Source organism: Streptomyces sp. NBC_01515 (genome assembly GCF_045040345.1).
GTDB lineage: Bacteria > Actinomycetota > Actinomycetes > Streptomycetales > Streptomycetaceae > Streptomyces.
In genome coordinates this window covers 2,671,946-2,692,951 of the sequence record NZ_CP109416.1, presented here as the reverse complement: position 1 = coordinate 2,692,951, position 21,006 = coordinate 2,671,946, and the positions used below count along the sequence as shown (strand labels likewise).

15 protein-coding genes, 1 tRNA gene and 1 pseudogene are annotated in these 21,006 nt (G+C 70.4%); 12 read left to right on the top strand and 5 right to left on the bottom strand.

Going from position 1 to position 21,006, the window contains the following annotated elements; translation table 11 throughout:
• Nucleotides 1-10: 10 nt before the first annotated feature.
• Nucleotides 11-2,746, top strand: coding sequence for a Tat pathway signal sequence domain protein (locus OG407_RS11805; RefSeq protein WP_405857516.1), 2,736 nt, complete (start codon nucleotides 11-13; stop codon nucleotides 2,744-2,746).
• Between the two features lie 68 nt (nucleotides 2,747-2,814).
• A complete protein-coding gene (locus OG407_RS11800) occupies nucleotides 2,815-3,711 on the top strand; it encodes an IS982 family transposase (protein WP_405854185.1) in 897 nt (298 codons plus the stop codon).
• Between the two features lie 20 nt (nucleotides 3,712-3,731).
• On the opposite strand, the gene OG407_RS11795 is transcribed toward OG407_RS11800, so the two are convergent.
• A complete protein-coding gene (locus OG407_RS11795; RefSeq protein WP_405857514.1) occupies nucleotides 3,732-6,155 on the bottom strand; it encodes an SCO7613 C-terminal domain-containing membrane protein in 2,424 nt (807 codons plus the stop codon).
• A 66-nt stretch (nucleotides 6,156-6,221) separates the two neighbouring features.
• Between OG407_RS11795 and OG407_RS11790 the strand changes: the two genes are divergently transcribed.
• Both OG407_RS11790 and OG407_RS11785 read left to right on the top strand, forming a co-directional pair.
• A complete protein-coding gene (locus OG407_RS11790) occupies nucleotides 6,222-6,668 on the top strand; it encodes an SRPBCC family protein (RefSeq protein WP_405857512.1) in 447 nt (148 codons plus the stop codon).
• 53 nt (nucleotides 6,669-6,721) lie between these two features.
• Nucleotides 6,722-6,793, top strand: a tRNA-Val gene (locus OG407_RS11785).
• Nucleotides 6,794-6,853: 60 nt separating this feature from the next.
• On the opposite strand, the gene OG407_RS11780 is transcribed toward OG407_RS11785, so the two are convergent.
• Nucleotides 6,854-7,582, bottom strand: coding sequence for a 3'-5' exonuclease (locus OG407_RS11780; RefSeq protein WP_405857510.1), 729 nt, complete (start codon nucleotides 7,580-7,582; stop codon nucleotides 6,854-6,856).
• 181 nt (nucleotides 7,583-7,763) lie between these two features.
• On the opposite strand from OG407_RS11780, the gene OG407_RS11775 reads away from it, so the two are divergent.
• From OG407_RS11775 to thrS, 3 genes and pseudogenes are all read left to right on the top strand, one after another.
• On the top strand, nucleotides 7,764-8,330 hold the full coding sequence (locus tag OG407_RS11775; protein WP_019059792.1) for a DUF4365 domain-containing protein: 567 nt from the start codon (nucleotides 7,764-7,766) through the stop codon (nucleotides 8,328-8,330).
• Nucleotides 8,327-9,551 (top strand): annotated as a pseudogene (locus tag OG407_RS11770) (hypothetical protein). The gene OG407_RS11775 and the pseudogene OG407_RS11770 overlap by 4 nt, the downstream one beginning before the upstream one ends.
• A 135-nt stretch (nucleotides 9,552-9,686) precedes the next feature.
• Nucleotides 9,687-11,663 (top strand): threonine--tRNA ligase, encoded by a 1,977-nt coding sequence (thrS, locus tag OG407_RS11765; RefSeq protein WP_405857508.1) that lies wholly within the window; start codon nucleotides 9,687-9,689, stop codon nucleotides 11,661-11,663.
• 52 nt (nucleotides 11,664-11,715) lie between these two features.
• On the opposite strand, the gene OG407_RS11760 is transcribed toward thrS, so the two are convergent.
• Nucleotides 11,716-12,372 (bottom strand): potassium channel family protein, encoded by a 657-nt coding sequence (locus tag OG407_RS11760; RefSeq protein ID WP_405857506.1) that lies wholly within the window; start codon nucleotides 12,370-12,372, stop codon nucleotides 11,716-11,718.
• Nucleotides 12,373-12,439: 67 nt separating this feature from the next.
• Here OG407_RS11760 and OG407_RS11755 point away from each other — a divergent pair, with 67 nt between their 5' ends.
• Nucleotides 12,440-13,000, top strand: coding sequence for an HIT domain-containing protein (locus OG407_RS11755; RefSeq protein ID WP_033282250.1), 561 nt, complete (start codon nucleotides 12,440-12,442; stop codon nucleotides 12,998-13,000).
• 25 nt (nucleotides 13,001-13,025) lie between these two features.
• Here OG407_RS11755 and OG407_RS11750 read toward each other — a convergent pair whose 3' ends face one another.
• On the bottom strand, nucleotides 13,026-14,693 hold the full coding sequence (locus OG407_RS11750) for a hypothetical protein (protein ID WP_405857504.1): 1,668 nt from the start codon (nucleotides 14,691-14,693) through the stop codon (nucleotides 13,026-13,028).
• A 208-nt stretch (nucleotides 14,694-14,901) separates the two neighbouring features.
• Entirely contained in the window at nucleotides 14,902-17,097 is a 2,196-nt protein-coding gene (locus tag OG407_RS11745) for an elongation factor G-like protein EF-G2 (RefSeq protein WP_405857502.1), read from the bottom strand.
• 231 nt (nucleotides 17,098-17,328) lie between these two features.
• Between OG407_RS11745 and pgsA the strand changes: the two genes are divergently transcribed.
• The 4 genes from pgsA (at nucleotide 17,329) to OG407_RS11725 (ending at nucleotide 20,847) form a co-directional block, all read left to right on the top strand.
• Complete coding sequence (gene pgsA / locus OG407_RS11740; protein ID WP_266878583.1) at nucleotides 17,329-18,066, top strand: phosphatidylinositol phosphate synthase; 738 nt, start codon at nucleotides 17,329-17,331, stop codon at nucleotides 18,064-18,066.
• Nucleotides 18,063-18,974: a phosphatidylinositol mannoside acyltransferase gene (locus OG407_RS11735; RefSeq protein ID WP_403597936.1), complete on the top strand. Its 912-nt coding sequence runs from the start codon at nucleotides 18,063-18,065 to the stop codon at nucleotides 18,972-18,974. The genes pgsA and OG407_RS11735 overlap by 4 nt, the downstream gene beginning before the upstream one ends.
• Nucleotides 18,971-20,131, top strand: a complete 1,161-nt coding sequence (locus OG407_RS11730) for a glycosyltransferase family 4 protein (RefSeq protein WP_405857500.1) — start codon at nucleotides 18,971-18,973, stop codon at nucleotides 20,129-20,131. Before OG407_RS11735 ends, OG407_RS11730 begins: the two co-directional genes overlap by 4 nt.
• Nucleotides 20,132-20,304: 173 nt before the next feature.
• On the top strand, nucleotides 20,305-20,847 hold the full coding sequence (locus tag OG407_RS11725; protein WP_365308089.1) for a hypothetical protein: 543 nt from the start codon (nucleotides 20,305-20,307) through the stop codon (nucleotides 20,845-20,847).
• Nucleotides 20,848-21,006 lie beyond the last annotated feature (159 nt).

The window sequence follows — 21,006 nt, the reverse complement described above, 5'->3', positions numbered from 1 at the left end:
AGGACAGGTCATGTCTCCCATTCCCCGCAGGTCCCTGCTCAAGGCGGCGGCCGTCGCCGGAGCCGCCGCGCAGTTCAGCTGGGCGCTGGGTGCGAAGGATGCCCAGGCCGCGCCGAGAGTCGCGGCGGCCGACGGCGATCCGGTGACCCTCGACTGGCTGGAGGACGGCGGTCTCGGCGCCGCGCCCGGTTCGACGGTCGGTGTGCCCTGGCCGATGGGCACCTACCAGGAGGACCAGACCTTCGCGCTGACGGACGCCGAGGGTACGGCCGTGCCGGTGCAGTCCTGGCCGCTCGCCTACTGGCCCGACGGCTCCCTCAAGTGGACGGCCCACGCGGTGAGTTCGGGCTCCGGCAAGCTCACCCTCACCGCCGGGGACACGGCCGCCCCCGCCAAGAAGGTCACCGTCGACAGGAGCGGCGGCACCATCGACGTCTCGACCGGGGTCATCACCGCGAAGATCGGCAAGAACGGCTCCACCCTCATCAAGTCGGTCACCCGGGGCGGCACGGAGATCGCGAAGAACGGCCGTCTCGTCCTCATCCGCCAGCCCGAGATCGAGGACGAGGACCAGGGCGCGGTGAAGACCGAGCGCTTCGACGGGGTGATCGGCGAGGTCACCGTCGAACAGGACGGCCCGGTAAGGGCGGTGGTCCGCATCGACGGCAAACACCGTAAGGGCGGCCGGAGTTGGCTGCCGTTCTCGATCCGCCTCTACTTCTACGCGGGTGCCGACTCCTTCCGCATGGTGCACACGATCACTTTCGACGGCACGGTGGAACCGGGCAAGGCGAGCGGAGACTTCATCCGCGGGCTAGGGGTTCGCTTCACCGTGCCGATGAGGGATGCGGCGTACGACCGTCACATCCGCATCGGCGGCGAAGGAACCGGCCTGCTGCGTGAGGCAGTTCAGGGCATCACGGGGTTGCGCCGCGACCCGGGCGCGACCGTCCAGGCGGCCCAGTACGCGGGCCAGAAGCTGGCCGACCCGTCGACCTGGGACCAGCGCGTGACGAGCCGCCTCCAGTACATCCCCAAGTGGGGCGACTACACCCTCTCCCAGCTCTCCGCCGACGGCTTCACCCTGCGCAAGCGCACCACCACGGGCCACGGCTGGATCCCCGCCGGTGGTGGCGGGCACGCCTCCGGATTCGGCTACGTCGGCGGCGCGAGCGGCGGATTCTCCTTCGGGCTGCGGGACTTCTGGGAGAAGTTCCCCGCGCAGCTCGACATCCGCGACGCCCACACCGACGAGGCCGAGGTCACCCTCTGGCTCTGGTCGCCCGAGGCCCAGCCGATGGACCTGCGCTTCTACCACGACGGCATGGGCCAGGACACGTACGCCAAGCAGCTCGAAGGCCTCGAAATCACCTACGAGGACTACGAGCCCGAGTTCGGCACCCCGTACGGCATCGCCCGCACCTCCGAACTCCTCTTCTGGGCCAACGAGTCGACGCCGACGCCGGAGGCCCTCGCCCAACAGGTGGGCGCCGTCAGGGTGTTGCCCCAACTCGCCGCCCCACCGCAGCAATTGATCAAATCCAAGGTCTTCGGCCCCGGCCTCTACTCCGAGCCCGACCGCTCCACCACCGCCAAGACGAAGATCGAGGACCACCTCGACTTCCTCTTCACCTACTACAAGGACCAGGTGGCGCAACGCCGTTGGTACGGCTTCTGGGACTACGGCGACTTCATGCACTCGTACGACACCGTGCGGCACCAGTGGCGGTACGACATCGGTGGCTACGCGTGGGACAACTCAGAGCTGTCGCCGGACATCTGGCTCTGGTTCGCGTACATCCGCTCGGGCCGCTCGGACATCTTCCGTTTCGCCGAGGCGCTCACCCGGCACACCGGCGAGGTCGACGTCTACCACCTCGGCGAATGGGCCGGCCTGGGCACCCGGCACGGCGTCCAGCACTACGCCGACAGCGCCAAGCAGCAGCGCATCGCCAACACCACCTACCGGCGCTACTACTACTTCCTCACCGCCGACGAACGCGTCGGCGACCTCATGGCGGCCAACGTCGACTCCGACGAGACCTTCCTCGTCCTCGACCCGATCCGCAAGATCCGCACCGCGCCGTACACCCCCGACCGGCACGCCCTGTCGATCGGATTCGGCACGGACTGGAGCGGGTTGGTGTCGGCGTGGCTGACCGAGTGGGAACGCAGGGGCCCCAAGTGGGAGAAGGCCAAGGCGCGCGTCCTGTCGACCATGGAGACAATCGCCGCCCAGCCCAACGGATTTGTGCAGGGGAGCGGGCTGTACGACCTCGACACAGGCAAGTTCGCCGTCGCCTCCGCGCCCGTCGTCTCCGTCTCGCACCTCTCGGCCGTCTTCGGCCTCAACGAGCTGTGCGCGGAGCTGATTCACCTGGTCGACATGCCCAAGTTCAAGGAGGTGTACATGGATTACTGCCGCTACTTCAACGCCTCAAAGACCGAACAGGCGGCACGCTACGGCTCCAACTTCGGCACCCTGCTGCTCTTCCAGGGCCACTCACGCCTCGACGCCTACGCCGCCGTACAACTCGGCGACGCGACGCTCGCCAAGCGGGCGTGGACCAAGTTCTACGGTTCCGACGGCTACATGGAGTCGTCCCCGTGGAAGACGGAGCCGCTGACCGGCCCGGTGACGCTCGTCCCGGGCAGCGAGGCCGCCTGGGTGTCCTCGAACGACACCGCGCTGTACGGCCTCGCCGCCATCGAGAACCTGGCGCTGCTCGGCGACAAGATGCCTTAGCGCGGGGCTAGACGAGTAGTTCCGATTGTGGGGTTCACGGACGCAGGGAGGGTGTCCAACATCGGGTTGTGACGACCGATTTAGACACCCTCTTGACGGCACTGTACGTGCATGTCGATGACCATTTGAAGACACCGCGGTGGCGTGGGCGTCCGCCGCTGCTGACCGATGCCGAGCTGGTGACCCTGGCGGTGGCCCAGGCCGTCCTGGGCTTCCACTGCGAGGCCCGATGGCTGCGCTTCGCGCACGCTCACCTGCACAGAATGTTCCCGTACCTGCCGCAGCGGCCCGCGTACAACAAGCGCCTGCGAGCGGCTCTGCCCCTGGTCAAGCGGGTCATCCGGTCACTGGCAGCCGACACCGACCTGTGGCTGGACCCGCTGTGGGTCGTGGACTCCACGCCCGTCGAGTGCGCCCGCTCCCGGGAAACCGTGCGCCGCTCGGACCTGGCCGGCTGGGCCAACTACGGCTACTGCCGCTCCCACTCCCGTTTCTACTGGGGCCTGAAACTGCACCTGGTGTGCACCCCGGCCGGACTGCCCGTCACCTGGGCCCTCGCCGACCCGAAGATCGACGAACGGCAGGTGCTGGCCGCCCTGATCGACGAGGAGCCGCACCTGGCAGCCGCCCGGCCGGGCCTGCTGATCCTGGCGGACAAGGGCTACACCGCCGCCGAACTCGACCGCTTCCTCGCCGCCCGCGGCATCCAGCTGCTGCGGCCCTCCTACCGCAACCGCGGCACCCCACACCCCGCAGAAGCCCTGCTCAAGACCGTGCGGCAGCTGATCGAGTCGGTCAACGACACCCTCAAGGGCCAGCTCGACCTCGAACACCACGGCGGCCGGACCATCGAAGGCGTCGGCGTCCGCGTGGCCCAGCGGATCCTGGCGATGACCTGCGCGATCTGGCACAACCGCGCCATCGGCGCACCCATCACCAGGTCACTGATCGCCTACGACCACTGAGACACATCGGAACTACTCATCTAGTTCATCTTGCCCAGGACCTCCCGCACCCGTCGGGCGTCCCGGATCCGCTGCTCGTACGTCGCGCCGAGTGCGAGCAGCAGGACTCCGGCGAGGGCGGGAGGTGCCCAGCGGGGGAGGGCGCCGACGGCCTGGGCGATGTACGGGGCGAGTTCGTGCAGGGTGTCCAGCACGAGGGTGCCGCCGCCGAGGAGGAGCGGTGCCTGGAGGCGGTGCCGCGCGCCGATCAGTGTGACCAGCAGCGCGGCTGCGCCCAGCAGCAGCGGGCGGGTCCAGTGCGGGTCCGCCCAGGCCGTGAGGAGGCTCGGCGCGAGCGTGGCGGCGAGCCCGGGGCCGTACGCCGTCCAGGACGAGGCGTTCGGGTCGCGGCGCCTGCGCAGCGCGCCCACCAGCAGCGCCGGGACGGTCACCGCCAGCGTGTACGCCTCGGGGCTGCCGACGTTCCACGTGGACAGCCGTACCCAGGTGGCGAGGACGAACAGGGCGGCGGCCGCGTAGCCGACGCTCCTGCGCTCGGGCCGTAGCGCCGTGCCCGCCGCGATCACTCCGCAGAGGGCCAACACCAGCGCCAGGACGGGCAGTTCGGCACCGGCGAGACCGATCGCCAGTACACCCGCGACGGCACCCGAGAACTCGACCACCAGCGTCGTCACCGGATCGGTGAGGCGCGCGGCGAGCACCGCGGCCGTCACCGGTACGGCGAGCACCAGCAACGCGATGTGCTGCGGCTGCCAGCCGAGGGCGCCACCCACCGCGCAGGCGAGGGCAGTTGCGTACCCCAGCGAGAAGCCCGCGGAGACCGGCGTCAGGCGCCCGCGCCAGGCCGCAGCCGCCAACAGAGCGGTCAGTGAGGCGAGTACGGCGAGCGTGGCCGGTTCGGAGGCCAGCGAGAGGGAGGCGAGGACGAGGGAGGTGAACAGGGCGAGGGCTGTGGCGACGCGGTGCGTGAGCGAGAGCAGGGCCGCGACGATGAGCCCGTCCACCAACAGGCCGACAACGTAGGGAAGTTGCAGTGCGGTCGGGACGATCATCGCCGTCACCCACGCCAGGGTCAGCGCGGTGGCGAGGGCCCGGGGTCGCCACACGGTGCTGCGGACCGCGAACGTGAGCACTCCGGCGACCGCGACGAGCACCAGGGGAGCGGTGGTCTCGTGCATGGGCCACGGGATGTCCACCGTCGCCGCGGCACGCGCGTCGTCCGGTGCGCCGGACCAGATGCGGGAGAGCCACGCGGCCGGGCCGAACAGGGTGGTGACGACGGCCGGCAGGGTCAACAGCAGTGCGATCCCCTGTACGCCGAGGGAAGCCAGGCCGAGGCCGCGGCGCACCGGCTCGGGCAGCGAGCCCCGGAGGAGCGCCAACAGGCCTATCCCACAGGCGAGATAGCCCAGAACCGCCCAGTCGTAGGACAACGGCACCCGCAGCACGCCACCGAGCGTGGCGACCACGAGCAGGCCGCCCGTCGTGGCCGCGCCCGTCCGCAGCCCCGGGCCCGGGGCGAGCCACGCGGCGGCGAACACACCCGCCGCCGCGAGCACCAGGACCGCCGTCGCACGGGCGGCGGCGCCCGGACCGTTCGAGGACAAGGAGATCAGCCCGGCCGTCAGCACGCCCAGGCCGCCCAGACCGAACGCTCCGCCGACGGCGACGAAACGGACGGCCTTCGGGGAGACCCGGAGCGCGATCATCATGTCCATCGCGGCGGTCACCAGTATCGCGGCCGTGACCGTGTGGATGCCCCCACCGGCCGCAACCACCCAGAGAATCAAGGGGAGTTGGGCGAGCGTGAGTGCCGAGGGAAGCGGGAGGAGAAGGGTGGGTGCGGGGGGCTGTTCCTCGCGGGTGACGGCCGGGCTCGGGAGCGCTGCCATTCCGATGCCGTACGCCGCCCACAGCGCGGTCAGCAGGGTTGTCGCCGCTGCCGCGAACGTCGTTCCGTCCCCGTCCGGGAAGGCGACCTCGTGCAGTGCGTAGGTGTCCAGCACCGTCAGCACGAGCCCGAGGCCCGCGAGCGACTCTGCCGTGGAGCGCAGGCCCCGGCGCAGCAGCGCGACGGGTGCGGCGAGCGTCGCCAGGGTCACCGCGCCGAGCACCAGCGCCCGGCCCGCGATCCCCATGCTCCCCCAACTGACCAGCGTGAACGCGATCGCGGCGAGGATGAGCAGGGTGGCGCCGAGCAGGAGCAGCAGGTTCTGCACGCTCGGTGCGGTGGCCTCGCGCCGGGGCGGTGCGGCGAACGGCGGTGTCACGGGCGCGGGCCGGGCCGGCTGGAGCACGGTCAGCAGCCAGGCGCGCCGGTGCAGCAACTGCGCGCGGCGGGCGTCCAGTTGGTGCAGCTCGGCGTCCAGGATCCGCAACTCGACGGCCGGGGGCGGGATGTGCGTCATGTCTCGGAGTGTGGTCGCCTGACCGCCGTACGACATGAGCGCACGTACTCAAAACGTACTCAGGTACCGGGAGACGGGTCCCTGGCCGGGCAGACTCCCGCCATGGACTGGACCCATTACCGCTTCCGCGCCCGGTGGTCCCTGCCCGCGCCGCCCGCCGTCGTGTACCCGTTCCTGGAACGGGCCGAGGACTACCCCAGCTGGTGGCCGCAGGTGCGCGAGGTCGAGCGGATCGACGACACGACCGGCGTCATCCGCATCCGCGCGAGCCTGCCGTACGCCCTGACCTTCACCGCGCGCGAAGTACGGCGCGACCCGGCCGCCGGGGTGTTGGAGATCGCGATGACCGGCGATCTGGTGGGCTGGGCGCGGTGGACCCTCACGGCCGACGGCCCGGGCACGCTCGCTCGCTACGACCAGGAGGTCGACCTGAACCGGCCGCTGCTCAGGCGGTTCGCCGTACCCGGGCGGCCGGTGTTCCGCGTCAACCACGCGCTGATGATGCGGGCCGGACGGCGCGGGCTGCTCGCACACCTGGCAGCGGTCTGACGGAAGCGGTTTGAAGGAAACCCGCGGGGGCCTGTATTGTTCGGTGCGTTCCCGGGCGATTAGCTCAGTGGGAGAGCGCTTCGTTCACACCGAAGAGGTCACTGGTTCGAACCCAGTATCGCCCACCGGGAAAAGCCGGTCCGCAGCTGCGGACCGGCTTTTTTGTGCGCCGGCGTGCCGACCGCCTATGCGGCCTCCGCCGTCAGGCCTGGCCGCAGTGGCCACGACTGGTCCACCGACTCCGGGGTGCCGCTGCGCGCGAACCACGCCTGGAGGCCGCGTGCTTGGGCCGCGTGCCACGTCGACTGCAGGGTGTGCAGCTCGGCGGGGGACAGGCGTTCCAGGCGGGTCGCGAAGCGGCGGCCCAGGGCTCGGATCAGCTCCAAGGAGGCCAGCGCGTCCGCGCCGGCGTCATGCGCGCCCTCCAGCGTGACGCCGTAGTGCGCGCACAGGTCGGTGAGGGTGCGGCGGCCCTTGCGGTAGCGGTCCAGGTGTTTGTCCAGGACCCGGGGGTCCAGGACAAGCAGGGGTGTCGACTCGAACCAGTGGTCCAGCGAGCACGCCCGGTGGCGGCGCAGTTCGCGGTCCAGCAGGGTCAGGTCGAACGGTGCGTTCATGACCACCAACGGGCGTCCCATCGCGGCCTGTTCGGCCAGCTCGTCGGCTATCTCACGCATCACCGGCGCGGGCCAGCGGCCGTTGCGCTGAAGATACTCATCCGTCAGTCCATGGATCGCCGTCGCCCCGGCGGGCACCGGCACCCCCGGGTTCACCAGCCACCGGGTCACCCGGGGACGGGTACCGGGGGCGTCCTGGACGACGACGGCGCCCGACACGATCCTGTCGGTCTCCACATCCACGCCCGTGGTCTCCGTGTCGAACGCGGCCAACGGGCCCTCGTACCAGCACGTCATACGTACACAACTCCTTGTTCACCCACGGCAGCTGACGTACCGTCTTCTGCCTGTTTGGTGATACCCGGGCTGTTTGCGCCGTACGCCGGAAGGACACAACAGGAGTGCGGGTCTTTGCAGTTCAGCGACCCGATCAGGCATTCAGCACAGCAATTCACCTGAACTTGGAAGGCTGTTGGCCATGGTGATAGCGCAGCCCGAGCGGGGCGGGCTGCTGCCCGAACGGACGGCACCCCAGCGCGGATCGCTCGCCACCACCGCCTGCATGGAGACTCTGCAGGTGGGCTATCTGCACGCCGTCGCCGCCGCGGCCGGCTGCTCGCTGTCGCAACCCTTCCCGGACAACGGCATCGACTGGCACGTCAGTCACGGCTCGCCCGGGCACACGGTGGACGACGAGGTCACGATAAAAGTGCAGCTCAAGTGCACTTACCAGATCCCGCCGAATCCGCCGGGACGGTCTTTCTCCTTCACGCTCGACAACGACCATCTGCGCAAGCTCGCCCGCACACCGGTCTCGGTGCACAAGATCCTGGTCGTGATGCTCGTCCCGCGTTCCCAGGACGACTGGCTGCGCGCCAGCCACGACCGGCTCGACCTGCGGCACTGCTGCTACTGGGTCAACCTCGCCGGTCACGCGATCACCGGCCGGACCCGGACCACCGTGCGGATACCGACCTCGCGCATCTTCGACGACCGGGCGCTGTGCGAGATCATGACGCGGGTCGGGACGGGAGGCAGGCCATGAGGCACCGCTCGGTCGAGGAACACCTGCGGACGGTACGACCGCATCCCGTGGACCCCACCTCCTGGGAACGGCCCCCCGAGCCCGACCAGGTCGACCCCGCCGTCCTCGGCGCCCTGCTGCGCCGGCACGGCTGGCAGCGGCGCGGCGGAGCGCCCGGACGGTACGGCCGCTGGACCCCACCCGGGCCCGGCGGCTCGGGGACCAGCCTGCTGGTCCCCGAGCCGCCGGGCCTTCCCCGACAGCGACGACCTCCTCGGCGAGGCGCTCGACGCGCTCGCCCGCAGCAACACCCCCTCCGCCCGCGAGGTCCTCGTCTGCCTCGCCGTACCGAGCGACGAGATCCGCTGGTGGCGCGACATCCCGACCGGACCGGCAGGGGCCGCGTCCTGGACGGTCGAAGAGCAACTCCGCGCCGCCGCACGGCAGATGCTGCTCGCCGCCGCACTCGCCACACGCGCGCGTGCCGGCTACTACGGCGCCCGCCACCGCCGCCCCGCCGCCGCGTCCCTGGAACACGTCCTCGTCGGCTCCGCGCCCGGCGGCCGTCAACTCACCGCGTTCGTTCCCGTCGACACCGGCCGCGACCTCGCCGTACGCCTCCACCAGGCGCTGTACGCCACCCGAGAGGCCATCGACTACGAGCGGGCCACCGGCGGCATGGACGCCTTCGACGGGGCCGTGGAGGCGGGCGTCAGCCGGGAGTTGACCGAAGCCGTCGTCGCGCTCGTGCGCGGCACCGAGGGCGCCCGCATCGCCGTCGAGTGGGCGCCCGGCGCGGGAGTCCCCGAGGGGTGTGCCGCGCAGGCCGAGGCCGTCGAGTTCTCGCCGGGCGACCTGCCCGTGCTGCGCGCGGCCGGGGCCCGCTATCTGCGCGAGGAACCGGCCATGCCCGTGCGCATCACCGGCTCGGTGGTGCGGATGCGCAGGTCGGGGCCGCGCGGCGAGGGCACCGTACGGATGCAGGTGATCGCCGGTGCCGAGGTCGGGCACGTCCGGATGACCCTGGACGAGGAGTCGTACCGGATAGCCGGGCACGCCCACCTCGTCGGGCTGCCGGTGCGGGTGCACGGGCGGCTGGAGAGCCGGGGCGGGTTCCGTCGGCTGACCGGCGCCTCCGGGGTCGCACCCGTGCAGGTGGACGAGGCGGAGCGGGACCGGCTGATGAAGTCCCTCCAGGAGAACCTCGACTTCTTCGAGGAGGCGTGCAGCGGGGAGGACTGAGGGAGCGGAGGGGAGAGATGGGGAGCGGGGGCCGGGGGCGACCGTTTAGCGGTGGGCCCCTTAGGGTCGGTACGATCCCCTATTGCGCGCGCTCACGGTATGGCGCCGCATCCACCCTGTAGTCAGGAGAGACCCGTGTCAGACGTCCGTGTGATCATCCAACGCGATTCCGAGCGGGAAGAGCGCACGGTGACGACGGGCACCACGGCCGCGGAACTCTTCGCCGGCGAGCGCTCGATCATCGCCGCGCGCGTGGCCGGGGAGCTGAAGGACCTGGCGTACGAGGTGCAGGACGGGGAGGCGGTCGAGCCCGTCGAGATCTCCTCCACCGACGGGCTCAACATCCTGCGCCACTCCACCGCGCACGTCATGGCGCAGGCCGTGCAGGAGCTGTTCCCCGAGGCCAAGCTCGGCATCGGCCCGCCGGTCAAGGACGGCTTCTACTACGACTTCGACGTCGAGCGGCCGTTCACGCCCGAGGATCTCAAGGCCATCGAGAAGAAGATGCAGGAGATCCAGAAGCGCGGCCAGCGTTTCTCGCGGCGCGTGGTGACCGACGAGGACGCTCGCGAGGAGCTGGCGGACGAGCCGTACAAGCTCGAACTGATCGGCATCAAGGGCTCCGCGTCGACCGACGACGGCGCGGACGTCGAGGTCGGCGGCGGCGAGCTGACGATCTACGACAACCTCGACGCCAAGACCGGCGACCTGTGCTGGAAGGACCTCTGCCGCGGTCCGCACCTGCCCACCACGCGCAACATCCCGGCGTTCAAGCTGATGCGCAACGCGGCCGCCTACTGGCGCGGCAGCGAGAAGAACCCCATGCTCCAGCGCATCTACGGCACCGCCTGGCCCTCCAAGGAGGAGCTGAAGGCGCACCTCGACTTCCTGGTCGAGGCCGAGAAGCGCGACCACCGCAAGCTGGGCAGTGAACTGGACCTCTTCTCCATCCCGGAGCAGATCGGCTCCGGCCTCGCGGTCTTCCACCCCAAGGGCGGCATCGTCCGCCGCACGATGGAGGACTACTCGCGGCGCCGGCACGAGGAGGAGGGCTACGAGTTCGTCTACACCCCGCACGCGACGAAGGGGAAGCTCTTCGAGACGTCCGGGCACCTGGACTGGTACGCCGACGGCATGTACCCGCCCATGCAGCTCGACGAGGGCGTGGACTACTACCTCAAGCCCATGAACTGCCCGATGCACAACCTGATCTTCGACGCGCGTGGCCGCTCGTACCGTGAACTGCCGCTGCGCCTCTTCGAGTTCGGGACCGTGTACCGGTACGAGAAGTCGGGCGTCGTGCACGGGCTGACCCGCGCGCGGGGCTTCACGCAGGACGACGCGCACATCTACTGCACGCGCGAGCAGATGGCCGACGAGCTGGACAAGACGCTCACCTTCGTCCTCAACCTGCTGCGGGACTACGGCCTGAACGACTTCTACCTGGAGCTGTCGACCAAGGACCCGGAGAAGTTCGTCGGCTCGGACGAGGTCTGGGAAGAGGCCACGGAGACGCTGCGCCAGGTCGCCGAGAAGCAGGGGCTGCCGCTCGTTCCGGACCCGGGTGGCGCCGCGTTCTACGGGCCGAAGATCTCCGTCCAGACGAAGGACGCGATCGGGCGGACCTGGCAGATGTCCACGGTCCAGCTGGACTTCAACCTGCCGGAGCGCTTCGACCTGGAGTACACCGGTCCCGACGGTTCCAAGCAGCGGCCGGTCATGATCCACCGGGCGCTGTTCGGATCCATCGAGCGGTTCTTCGCGGTGCTGCTTGAGCACTACGCGGGTGCGTTCCCGGCGTGGCTGGCGCCGGTGCAGGCGGTCGGTATCCCGATCGGGGACGGGCACGTCGAGTACCTGGAGAAGTTCGCCGTGGCGGCGAAGAAGAAGGGGCTGCGCGTCGAGGTCGACTCGTCCTCGGACCGCATGCAGAAGAAGATCCGCAACGCGCAGAAGCAGAAGGTCCCGTTCATGGTCATCGTCGGCGACGAGGACATGAACGGCGGGACGGTGTCCTTCCGTTACCGCGACGGCTCGCAGGAGAACGGCATCGCGTTCGACGACGCCATCGCGAAGATCGAGCAGGTCGTGGCGGAGCGGGCGCAGGTCTGAGCCTGCTGTCGCGGGTCTGAGTCCGCTGTCGTTCGGGAGGCCCTCGGGGAGTTCAGATCCCCGGGGGCCTCTCGTCGTCCTCCCGCGTGAAGACCTGGAGCAGCCAGGAGGCGAAGGTTCCGGTGACCGCGCCGAGCAGGGCCAGGCCGATGGCCATCATGCCTACGGCGATCAGGCGGCCGAGCGGGGTGACGGGGGCGACGTCGCCGTAGCCGACGGTCGCGAAGGTCGCGCAGGTCCACCACACGGCGTCGCCGAACGTCCTTATCGTCGCGCCCGGGGCCGCGTGTTCCTCGTGGTAGACGGAGAGGGCGCCGGCGAAGCCGAGCAGGACGGTGGACAGGCCGGCGTAGACGATCACGCGCGCGTGCAGGGCGAGTCGGGGCTGTCCGTGCCGTCGCTGGACGGCCTCGTACACCCGGACCACGCGGAGCGGTCGAAGCAGAGGCAGGAGCAGGACCAGGGTGTCCAGCCAGTGCGTGCGGACGAAGCGCAGGCGTTGGCGGCTCAGTCGCCAGCGGACCGCGTAGTCGACGGCGAAGAGGGCCCAGGCGGCGAACAGCGCGGCGAGGCAGAGGTCCTGCCAGGTGTCCGGCAGGCCGTGGGCCAGGATGCGCACCGCGTACGCGGCGAGGAAGACCAGGGACGCCACGGCGAGGGGGACCTCCGTGCGCCGCTCCCAGCGGGCCTTGCGGCTGTCGTCGTCCATCGGCCCAGCTTGGCGCGGGAGGGGTTTCGCGCAACCCCGGCGACACGCCGCGAACGGGCGAAGCCATATGCTTCCCTGCATGACGAGTGAGCCGGAGCAGCAGATCGGAGTGGGCACGCCGGACGCGTTCCAGCGCCTCTGGACGCCCCACCGGATGGCCTACATCCAGGGCGAGAACAAGCCGACCGGCCCGGGTGCCGACGACGGTTGCCCCTTCTGCTCGATTCCGGCGAAATCGGACGAGGACGGGCTGATCGTCAGGCGCGGTGAGCTGGTGTACGGGGTGCTGAATCTGTACCCGTACAACGGCGGCCATCTGATGGTCGTGCCCTACCGTCACGTCGCGGACTACACCGACCTGACGGACGCGGAGACCGTGGAGCTGGCGGCCCTCACCAAGCAGGCGATGACGGCCCTGCGTACCGCGTCCGGCGCCCACGGTTTCAACATCGGCATGAACCAGGGGAGCGTGGCGGGCGCGGGTATCGCCGCCCACCTCCACCAGCACATCGTCCCGCGCTGGGGCGGCGACACGAACTTCATGCCGGTGGTCGGCCACACGAAGGTGCTGCCTCAACTGCTCGCGGACACAAGGAAGATGCTCGCGGACGCGTGGCCCACGGCGTGAGCCACGCGGTGCCCTACGTGGTCGCTCACGCGTCGTAGAGGTCGGCCTTCCTGGGGGACGCGTCCTGCACGTTCGTGCTGAGGAACGACGAGCGGTTGCCGAACTTCTCCGTGTCCACGCCGTTCTCGTCCAGGACGCGGATCGCCGCGGCGTGGACCACGCGCAGGACCGGTGTCGCGGCGCGCAGCGCGTCGTCCGCCATGAAGCGGTGGCGCCAGGGCTGGTCGGCCCAGGCGTGCCGCAGGCCGAACGGCTCGGGCAGGGATATGGAACCGCCGAGCCAGTTCAGCAGCGGCGGGTACCAGGTGATCGGGGCGCGCACGGCGAGGCGTACGACCTCGTCGGCGGGGACGAGCGGGAGCTTGACCTTGCGGGTCTCCCACGGCTTGAGGGTCTTCTGGACGTCCTTCGACGGCGCCTCGGGCTTGCCGGTGAACAGGGAGTTCACGGGTCCCAGGGCGTGCCCGGTGATCTCGATGCGCAGCGTCTTGTGCAGCACGGTGACCGTGATCATCATGGTGATGACCAACTGCCCTTCCCAGAGCGTCCATTGGACGCCCAGGTAGTGCCGGTCGCCGGCGCCGAACTGCTGCTTGTTGCAGATGTCCTGGATCGCGTGCGTCTTGACCTGGTACGCGTCGACGTCCGTGCCCCCGGGCCGGGACACGGCCTTGGCGCCCTCGCCGATCGGCGTGACGACCCAGTGGCGTATGGACGCCTTCGGGAAGCCGCCGGTGTTGATCGTGTTCCGCTCCAGCATGCGCAGGTCGTCGTGGATGTTGCGGATGACGTCCCAGCTGCGGAAGGGGTGGATCTCCCGGGAGGGGTCCCGTGCTATCAGGTCCTCGGCGAGCTGCCAGCTGCCCCAGCGGGTGCCCATGCCGAGGATGCCCTTGGGGCCCGCGTAGAAGATGGAGTTGGACTGCTGCTCGGCGCTGAGCGTGGCCAGGGACTGGCGGAGCTGCTCGGCCTGGGTCTCGCCGGGGCTGGTCGGCACCGCCTCGGGGACCTTGGCGCCGACGCTGCTGCCGGACAGCAGGCTGTCCCAGCGCCCGCGCAGATCCTTCGCGGTGTTCTCGCAGACCTGCTTGGCCCACAGCCAGCCGACCACGGGGAGGACGACGCACGCGCGTGCGTACCAGGACCAGAAGCCCGCGAAGGGCATCTTGATCAGGAAGATCACGGCGACCGCGCCCACGGCGACGAGCAGGGTCGTGGCGATCGCGCCGGCCCTCTTGTTCGTCTGGGTGCGCTTGTCGATCAGGCTGCGCAGCTGGAAGACCAGCAGCCAGACGATGAGCCCGGGGAGGAACAGCAGGCCGCACAGCACCATGATCGTGGACAGCCTGTTGTCCCGCGCGCGGCGGATGTTGTTGGCCGCCAGGGCGTGCTCGACGACGGACTGCGGTTCGGTGCCGAACGACTGGATGAGCGGCTTGCGTCCGGGGCCGAGCATGCGGGCCACCAGGGCGCCGGAGAACGCCTCACCGAGGTTGGGGCGGAAGATCGTCGCCCACTTGCGGCCCTCGTTGACGGCCGTCTGGTGCCATTCGTTGTCGGCCTTCTTGATGTCGGCCACCGGGTTGTCCCGGTAGGCCGCCGAGGCCAGCGCGAAGGTCGCCGTCTGCCCCTCGTCGCCGGTACGCGGGACCTGTGGTCCGAAGATGTCCGCGTAACCGCTGTCAACGGTCATTCCCGCCCCCGATCGCCGCTGTTCCCGCTTCTGCGGCTTTCCCGACTTCCGTGCTCCGCACACCTGTTGATCAGGTCATCAGCGTATCGGCCATCACTGACATTCGTCGGCGGACAGCCGAAGCCGCCCGCCAACCCGGAAGTGATCGTTCCCTTTAGGCCACTTGTGGGTCGCCGCACGCCACAAGTGGGCCGCCTGGCATCAACTGCTAGGCGTCGCCCGCCTCTTCGCGGATCCGTTCGGCGATCTGCGGAGGCATCGGTTCGTGCCGGGCGTAGGTGCGGTTGAAGCGTGCGGTGCCGTGCGAGAGGGAGCGGAGGTCCACGGCGTAGCGGCCGATCTCGATCTCCGGGACCTCGGCGCGGATCAGTGTGCGCCCGCCGGTCGTCTGCTCGGTGCCGAGCACGCGGCCCCGCCGCCCGGACAGGTCGCTCATCACCGCGCCCACGTAGTCGTCGCCGACCAGCACGGTCACCTCGGCCACCGGTTCCAGGAGGTGGATCTTCGCGTCGACCGCGGCCTCCCGCAGGGCGAGCGCCCCGGCCGTCTGGAACGCGGCGTCCGAGGAGTCCACGGAGTGCGCCTTGCCGTCCAGGAGCGTGATCCGTACGTCCAGAAGGGGATGGCCGGCCGCAACTCCCCTTGCTGCCTGGGCCCTTACGCCCTTCTCCACCGACGGGATGAACTGCCGGGGCACCGCGCCGCCGATCACCTTGTCCACGAACTCGATGCCCGTGCCGCCCGGCAGCGGCTCGACCTCGATCTCGCAGATCGCGAACTGCCCGTGCCCACCGGACTGTTTGACGTGCCGGCCGCGCCCCTGCGCCTTGGCGGCGAACGTCTCCCGCAGGGAGACCTTGTGCGGGACCAGGTCGACCTGGACGCCGTAGCGACTGCGCAGCCGCTCCAGGGCGACGTCCGCGTGGGCCTCGCCGAGGCACCACAGGACGACCTGGTGGGTGTCCTGGTTCTGCTCCAGGCGCATGGTGGGGTCCTCGGCGACGAGCCTGCTCAGGCCCTGCGAGAGCTTGTCCTCGTCGGCCTTGCTGTGTGCCTGGATGGCGAGCGGCAGCAGTGGGTCGGGCATCTCCCAGGGCTCCATGAGCAGCGGGTCGTCCTTGGCCGAAAGCGTGTCCCCGGTCTCCGCGCGGCCCAGCTTCGCCACGCACGCGAGGTCGCCCGCGATGCAGTGCGTGAGCGCCCGTTGCTGCTTCCCGAAGGGCGCGGACAGGGCACCGACGCGTTCGTCGACGTCGTGGTCCTCGTGCCCGCGGTCGGCGAGCCCGTGCCCGGAGACATGGACGGTCGCGTCGGGCCGCAGCGTCCCGGAGAAGACGCGCACCAGGGAGACCCGGCCGACGTACGGGTCGGAGGCGGTCTTCACGACCTCGGCGACCAGCGGCCCGTTCGGGTCGCACGGCTTGAGCTCCCGCGCCCTGCCGTCGACCGTGGTGACCCCGGGCGCCGCGCGCTCCAGCGGGGTCGGGAAGCCGCCTGTGATCAGCTCCAGCAGCTCGACGGTGCCTAGACCCTGCCGGGCGCCCTCGGCGGCGGGAGCGGCCGCCAGAACGGGGAAGAAGACCCCGCGCGCCACGGCCCGCTCCAGGTCGCCGATCAGCGTCTTGACGTCGATCTCCTCGCCGCCGAGATAACGGTCCATGAGGGTCTCGTCCTCGCTCTCCGCGATGATCCCCTCGATGAGCCGGTTGCGTGCCTCCTCGATCCGCGGCAGCTGGTCGGGCCCGGGCTCCGACTCCTTGCGCTCGCCGGACGCGTAGTCGAACACCTTCTGCGACAGCAGCCCGACCAGACCGGACACGGGCGCGTGCCCGTCCGGCCCCGGCGCGCCGTGCAGCGGCAGATACAGGGGGAGTACGGCGTCGGGGTCGTCCGCGCCGAAGACCTCCGCGCAGGTGCGGGTCATCGCCTCGAAGTCCGCGCGCGCGGACTCCAGATGCGTGATGACGATGGCGCGCGGCATGCCGACCGCCGCGCACTCCTCCCACACCATGCGGGTCGAGCCGTCCACGCCGTCGGAGGCCGAGACGACGAAGAGGGCCGCGTCCGCCGCTCGCAGACCGGCCCTCAACTCGCCGACGAAATCGGCGTACCCGGGGGTGTCGAGAAGATTGACCTTGTACCCGTCCCAGTCGACGGGCACCAGGGAGAGCTGCACCGAGCGCTGCTGCCGGTGCTCGATCTCGTCGTAGTCGGAGACGGTGCCGCCGTCCTCCACGCGGCCCGCCCGGTTCACCGCCCCCGCGGTCAGCGCGAGGGCCTCCACCAGAGTCGTCTTGCCCGATCCGCAGTGGCCGACCAGCACCACATTCCGTACGGACGCGGGGTGGTCGGCCGCTGTAGCCCTGCCGGCGGCTCCGGAGTGTGCGTTCGCCTTGTCGCCCATGGCCTTGCCTCCCGTACACGGTGAGGTCACTGTGGGCGCGGACACACGCAGCCGCGTGCGGTGGCGGCTCCGATGACGCCCGCGGTGGTTCGAGCTTTCCACTCCCGTCACGGTGCGTCCATACACGGGACGCGATCCGGCCGTGACACCGATGGCATCGCGTCATGCCGCACCATTCGAAACATGGGCGCGCGGGTGCCCGGCCGTCGCCCACGCGCGCGCGTGGCTACGATGGGCCAGCCGGTGGCCAGCAGGGGCCGCGCGGCGACACCGACCCTCGGGAAGGCCATGCTGAACAAGTACGCGCGTGCATTCTTCACGCGTGTCCTCACGCCGTTCGCCGCATTTCTGATCCGCCGGGGCGTCAGCCCCGACACGGTCACCCTCCTCGGCACCGCCGGAGTGGTCGCGGGCGCGCTGGTCTTCTATCCCATGGGCGAGTTCTTCTGGGGCACGGTCGTGATCACGCTGTTCGTGTTCTCGGACCTCGTCGACGGCAACATGGCCCGCCAGCTGGGCCGCTCCAGCCGCTGGGGCGCCTTCCTGGACTCCACGCTCGACCGGGTGGCCGACAGCGCGGTCTTCGGCGGCCTGGCCCTCTGGTACGCGGGCGGCGGCGACAACATCGCCCTGTGCGCCGTCTCGATCTTCTGCCTGGCCAGCGGTCAGGTGGTGTCCTACACCAAGGCGCGCGGCGAGTCGATCGGCCTGCCGGTCGCCGTCAACGGCCTGGTCGAGCGGGCCGAGCGGCTCGTGATCTCACTCGTGGCGTGCGGCCTCGCCGGTCTGCACAAGTTCGGCGTCCCGGGCATCCAGTGGCTGCTGCCCATCGCCCTGTGGATCGTCGCCGTCGGCAGTCTGGTCACGCTGATCCAGCGCGTCGTCACGGTCCGCCGGGAGGCCGCCGAGGCCGACGCCACGGCGGCCCAGGAGGCCCCGGAGCAGCACAGCAGCGGGGCGACTCCGTGAGCAGTGCCCAGGAGCGGCTGACGGACGCGCTCTACGGCCTCGGCTGGGGCGCCGTCAAGAAGCTCCCCGAGCCGGCCGCCGTCCGGCTCGGCCGCACCGTCGCCGATCTCGCCTGGAAGCGGCGCGGCAAAGGTGTGCAACGGCTGGAGAGCAACTACGCGCGCGTGGTGCCCGACGCGAGCCCCGAGCGGCTCGCCGAGCTCTCGCGCGCGGGCATGCGGTCGTACCTGCGCTACTGGATGGAGTCCTTCCGGCTCCCCGCCTGGAGCGCCGAGCGCGTGAAGGCGGGCTTCGACCCCAAGGACGTCCACCACCTCACCGACGGCATCGCCTCCGACCGCGGTGTCATCCTCGCGCTGCCCCACATGGCCAACTGGGACCTCGCCGGCGCCTGGGTCACCACCAGGCTGGAGACCCCGTTCACCACGGTGGCCGAACGCCTCAAGCCGGAGACGCTCTACGACCGCTTCGTCGCCTACCGCGAGGGCCTCGGCATGGAGGTCCTCCCGCACAGCGGCGGCACCGCCTTCGGTACGCTCGCCCGCCGCCTGCGCGACGGCGGCCTGGTCTGCCTGGTCGCCGAACGCGACCTGTCCGCCTCCGGCGTCGAGGTGAAGTTCTTCGGCGAGCCCACCCGCATGCCCGCGGGCCCGGCTCTCCTGGCCCAGCAGACCGGCGCACTCCTGCTCCCCGTGACCCTCTGGTACGACGACTCACCGGTCATGAAGGGCCGTGTCCATCCGCCGGTAGAGGTACCCGAGTCAGGTGACCGGGCCGAGAAGACGTCTGTCATCACACAGGCGCTGGCAGACGCTTTCGCCACCGGCATCGCCGACCACCCGGAGGACTGGCACATGCTGCAGCGCTTGTGGCTCGCGGATCTCGATCCCACGAAGGGGCCCTCGTGAGGATCGGCATCGTCTGCCCCTACTCGTGGGACGTCCCGGGCGGCGTCCAGTTCCACATCAGAGACCTCGCCGAGTACTTCATCCGGCTCGGCCACGAGGTCTCCGTCCTGGCCCCGGCCGACGACGACACCCCGCTGCCGCCGTACGTCGTCTCGGCCGGCCGCGCGGTCCCGGTGCCGTACAACGGCTCGGTGGCCCGCCTGAACTTCGGCTTCCTGTCCGCCGCCCGGGTCCGACGCTGGCTGCACGACGGCGAGTTCGATGTCATCCACATCCATGAACCCACCTCGCCGTCCCTCGGCCTGCTCGCCTGCTGGGCGGCGCAGGGCCCGATCGTCGCCACCTTCCACACCTCGAACCCGCGCTCCAGGGCGATGATCGCCGCGTACGCCATCCTCCAGGCAGCCCTGGAGAAGATCAGCGCGCGCATCGCCGTGAGCGAGTACGCCCGCCGCACGCTCGTCGAACACCTCGGCGGCGACGCGGTCGTCATCCCGAACGGCGTCGACGTCGACTTCTTCGCCCGCGCCGAATCCAAGCCGGAGTGGCAGGGCGAGACCATCGGCTTCATAGGGCGCATCGACGAGCCCCGCAAGGGCCTCCCGGTACTGATGAACGCCCTCCCGAAGATCCTGGCCGCGCGCCCGAACGCCCGACTCCTGGTCGCCGGCCGAGGCGACGAGGAGGAGGCCGTCGAATCGCTCCCCAAGGAACTGCGTTCACGCGTCGAGTTCCTCGGCATGATCAGCGACGACGACAAGGCCCGCTTCCTGCGCAGCATCGACCTCTACGTAGCCCCCAACACCGGCGGCGAGAGCTTCGGCATCATCCTCGTGGAGGCCATGTCGGCAGGCGCCCCGGTCCTCGCCTCCGACCTCCCCGCCTTCGCCCAGGTCCTCGACCAGGGCGTCGCCGGCGAGCTGTTCCCCAACGAGGACGCGGACGCCCTCGCCGACGCGGCCGTACGGCTCCTGGGCGACCCCGAGCGCCTGGCGGAGCTGCGACGGAGCGGAAGTGCCCACGTGCGCCGCTTCGACTGGTCGACGGTCGGCGCGGACATCCTGTCGGTCTACGAGACGGTGACCGCAGGTGCCGCAGCGGTCGCCACCGACGAACGCACCGGACTCCGGGCGAGGTTCGGCTTGGCGCGGGACTGAGGAGCGGCAACTTCTTGATACGGGCTGGTACATCCAGCCCGTCCGGCGTTTGAGGACGAGGCCGTCCAGGCCGAAGCGGGGGCGTGGGGGCGGCAGCCCCCACAACGCCCACACCAACCCCCCGCACGAATCCCGGTCAACCCGAGTGGAACGGCCCCGTAGGCTTGCCGCCCGTGACCGCAACCCTGATCTGGATCCTCGTCGCCGTCGTCGCGATCGGCCTGTACCTGAGCTGGACCGCGGGACGGCTCGACCGGCTGCACACCCGGATCGACGCGGCCCGCGCGGCACTCGACGCCCAACTGCTGCGCCGCGCCTCAGTGACCCAGGAACTGGCCACCTCCGGCGTCCTCGACCCGGCCGCCTCGATCGTCCTCTACGAGGCCGCGCACGCCGCCCGGCAGGCCGAGGAGGAGCAACGGGAGGTCGCCGAGAGCGAGTTGAGCCAGGCCCTGCGCGCCGTCTTCGCGGAGGCCCCGCAGGTCGAGGGCGTCCGCGAGGCACCCGGGGGAGAGGCGGCGGCCCACGAACTCACCGAGGCGGTACGGCGGGTGCCCATGGCCCGGCGCTTCCACAACGACGCCGTACGCGCCGCCCGCGCCCTGCGTCGGCACCGCAAGGTCCGCTGGTTCCGGCTGGCCGGACACGCCCCCTTCCCGATGGCCTTCGAGATGGACGACGAGCCGCCGGCGGCACTGGTGGACAGGGCCGCGTAGAAAACAGCCGCAGGGCACAGCCGTGGAACTTAGGGCCGTAGGACATGGCCCTAGGACACGACCGTGGGGCACAGCGGTTCGAAAACGATCCACCGCCTACCCATTGGCCCTTGCTGTGGCCTGCATCTCTGACGTTTCCTCGGTACTGCAGCAACCCTC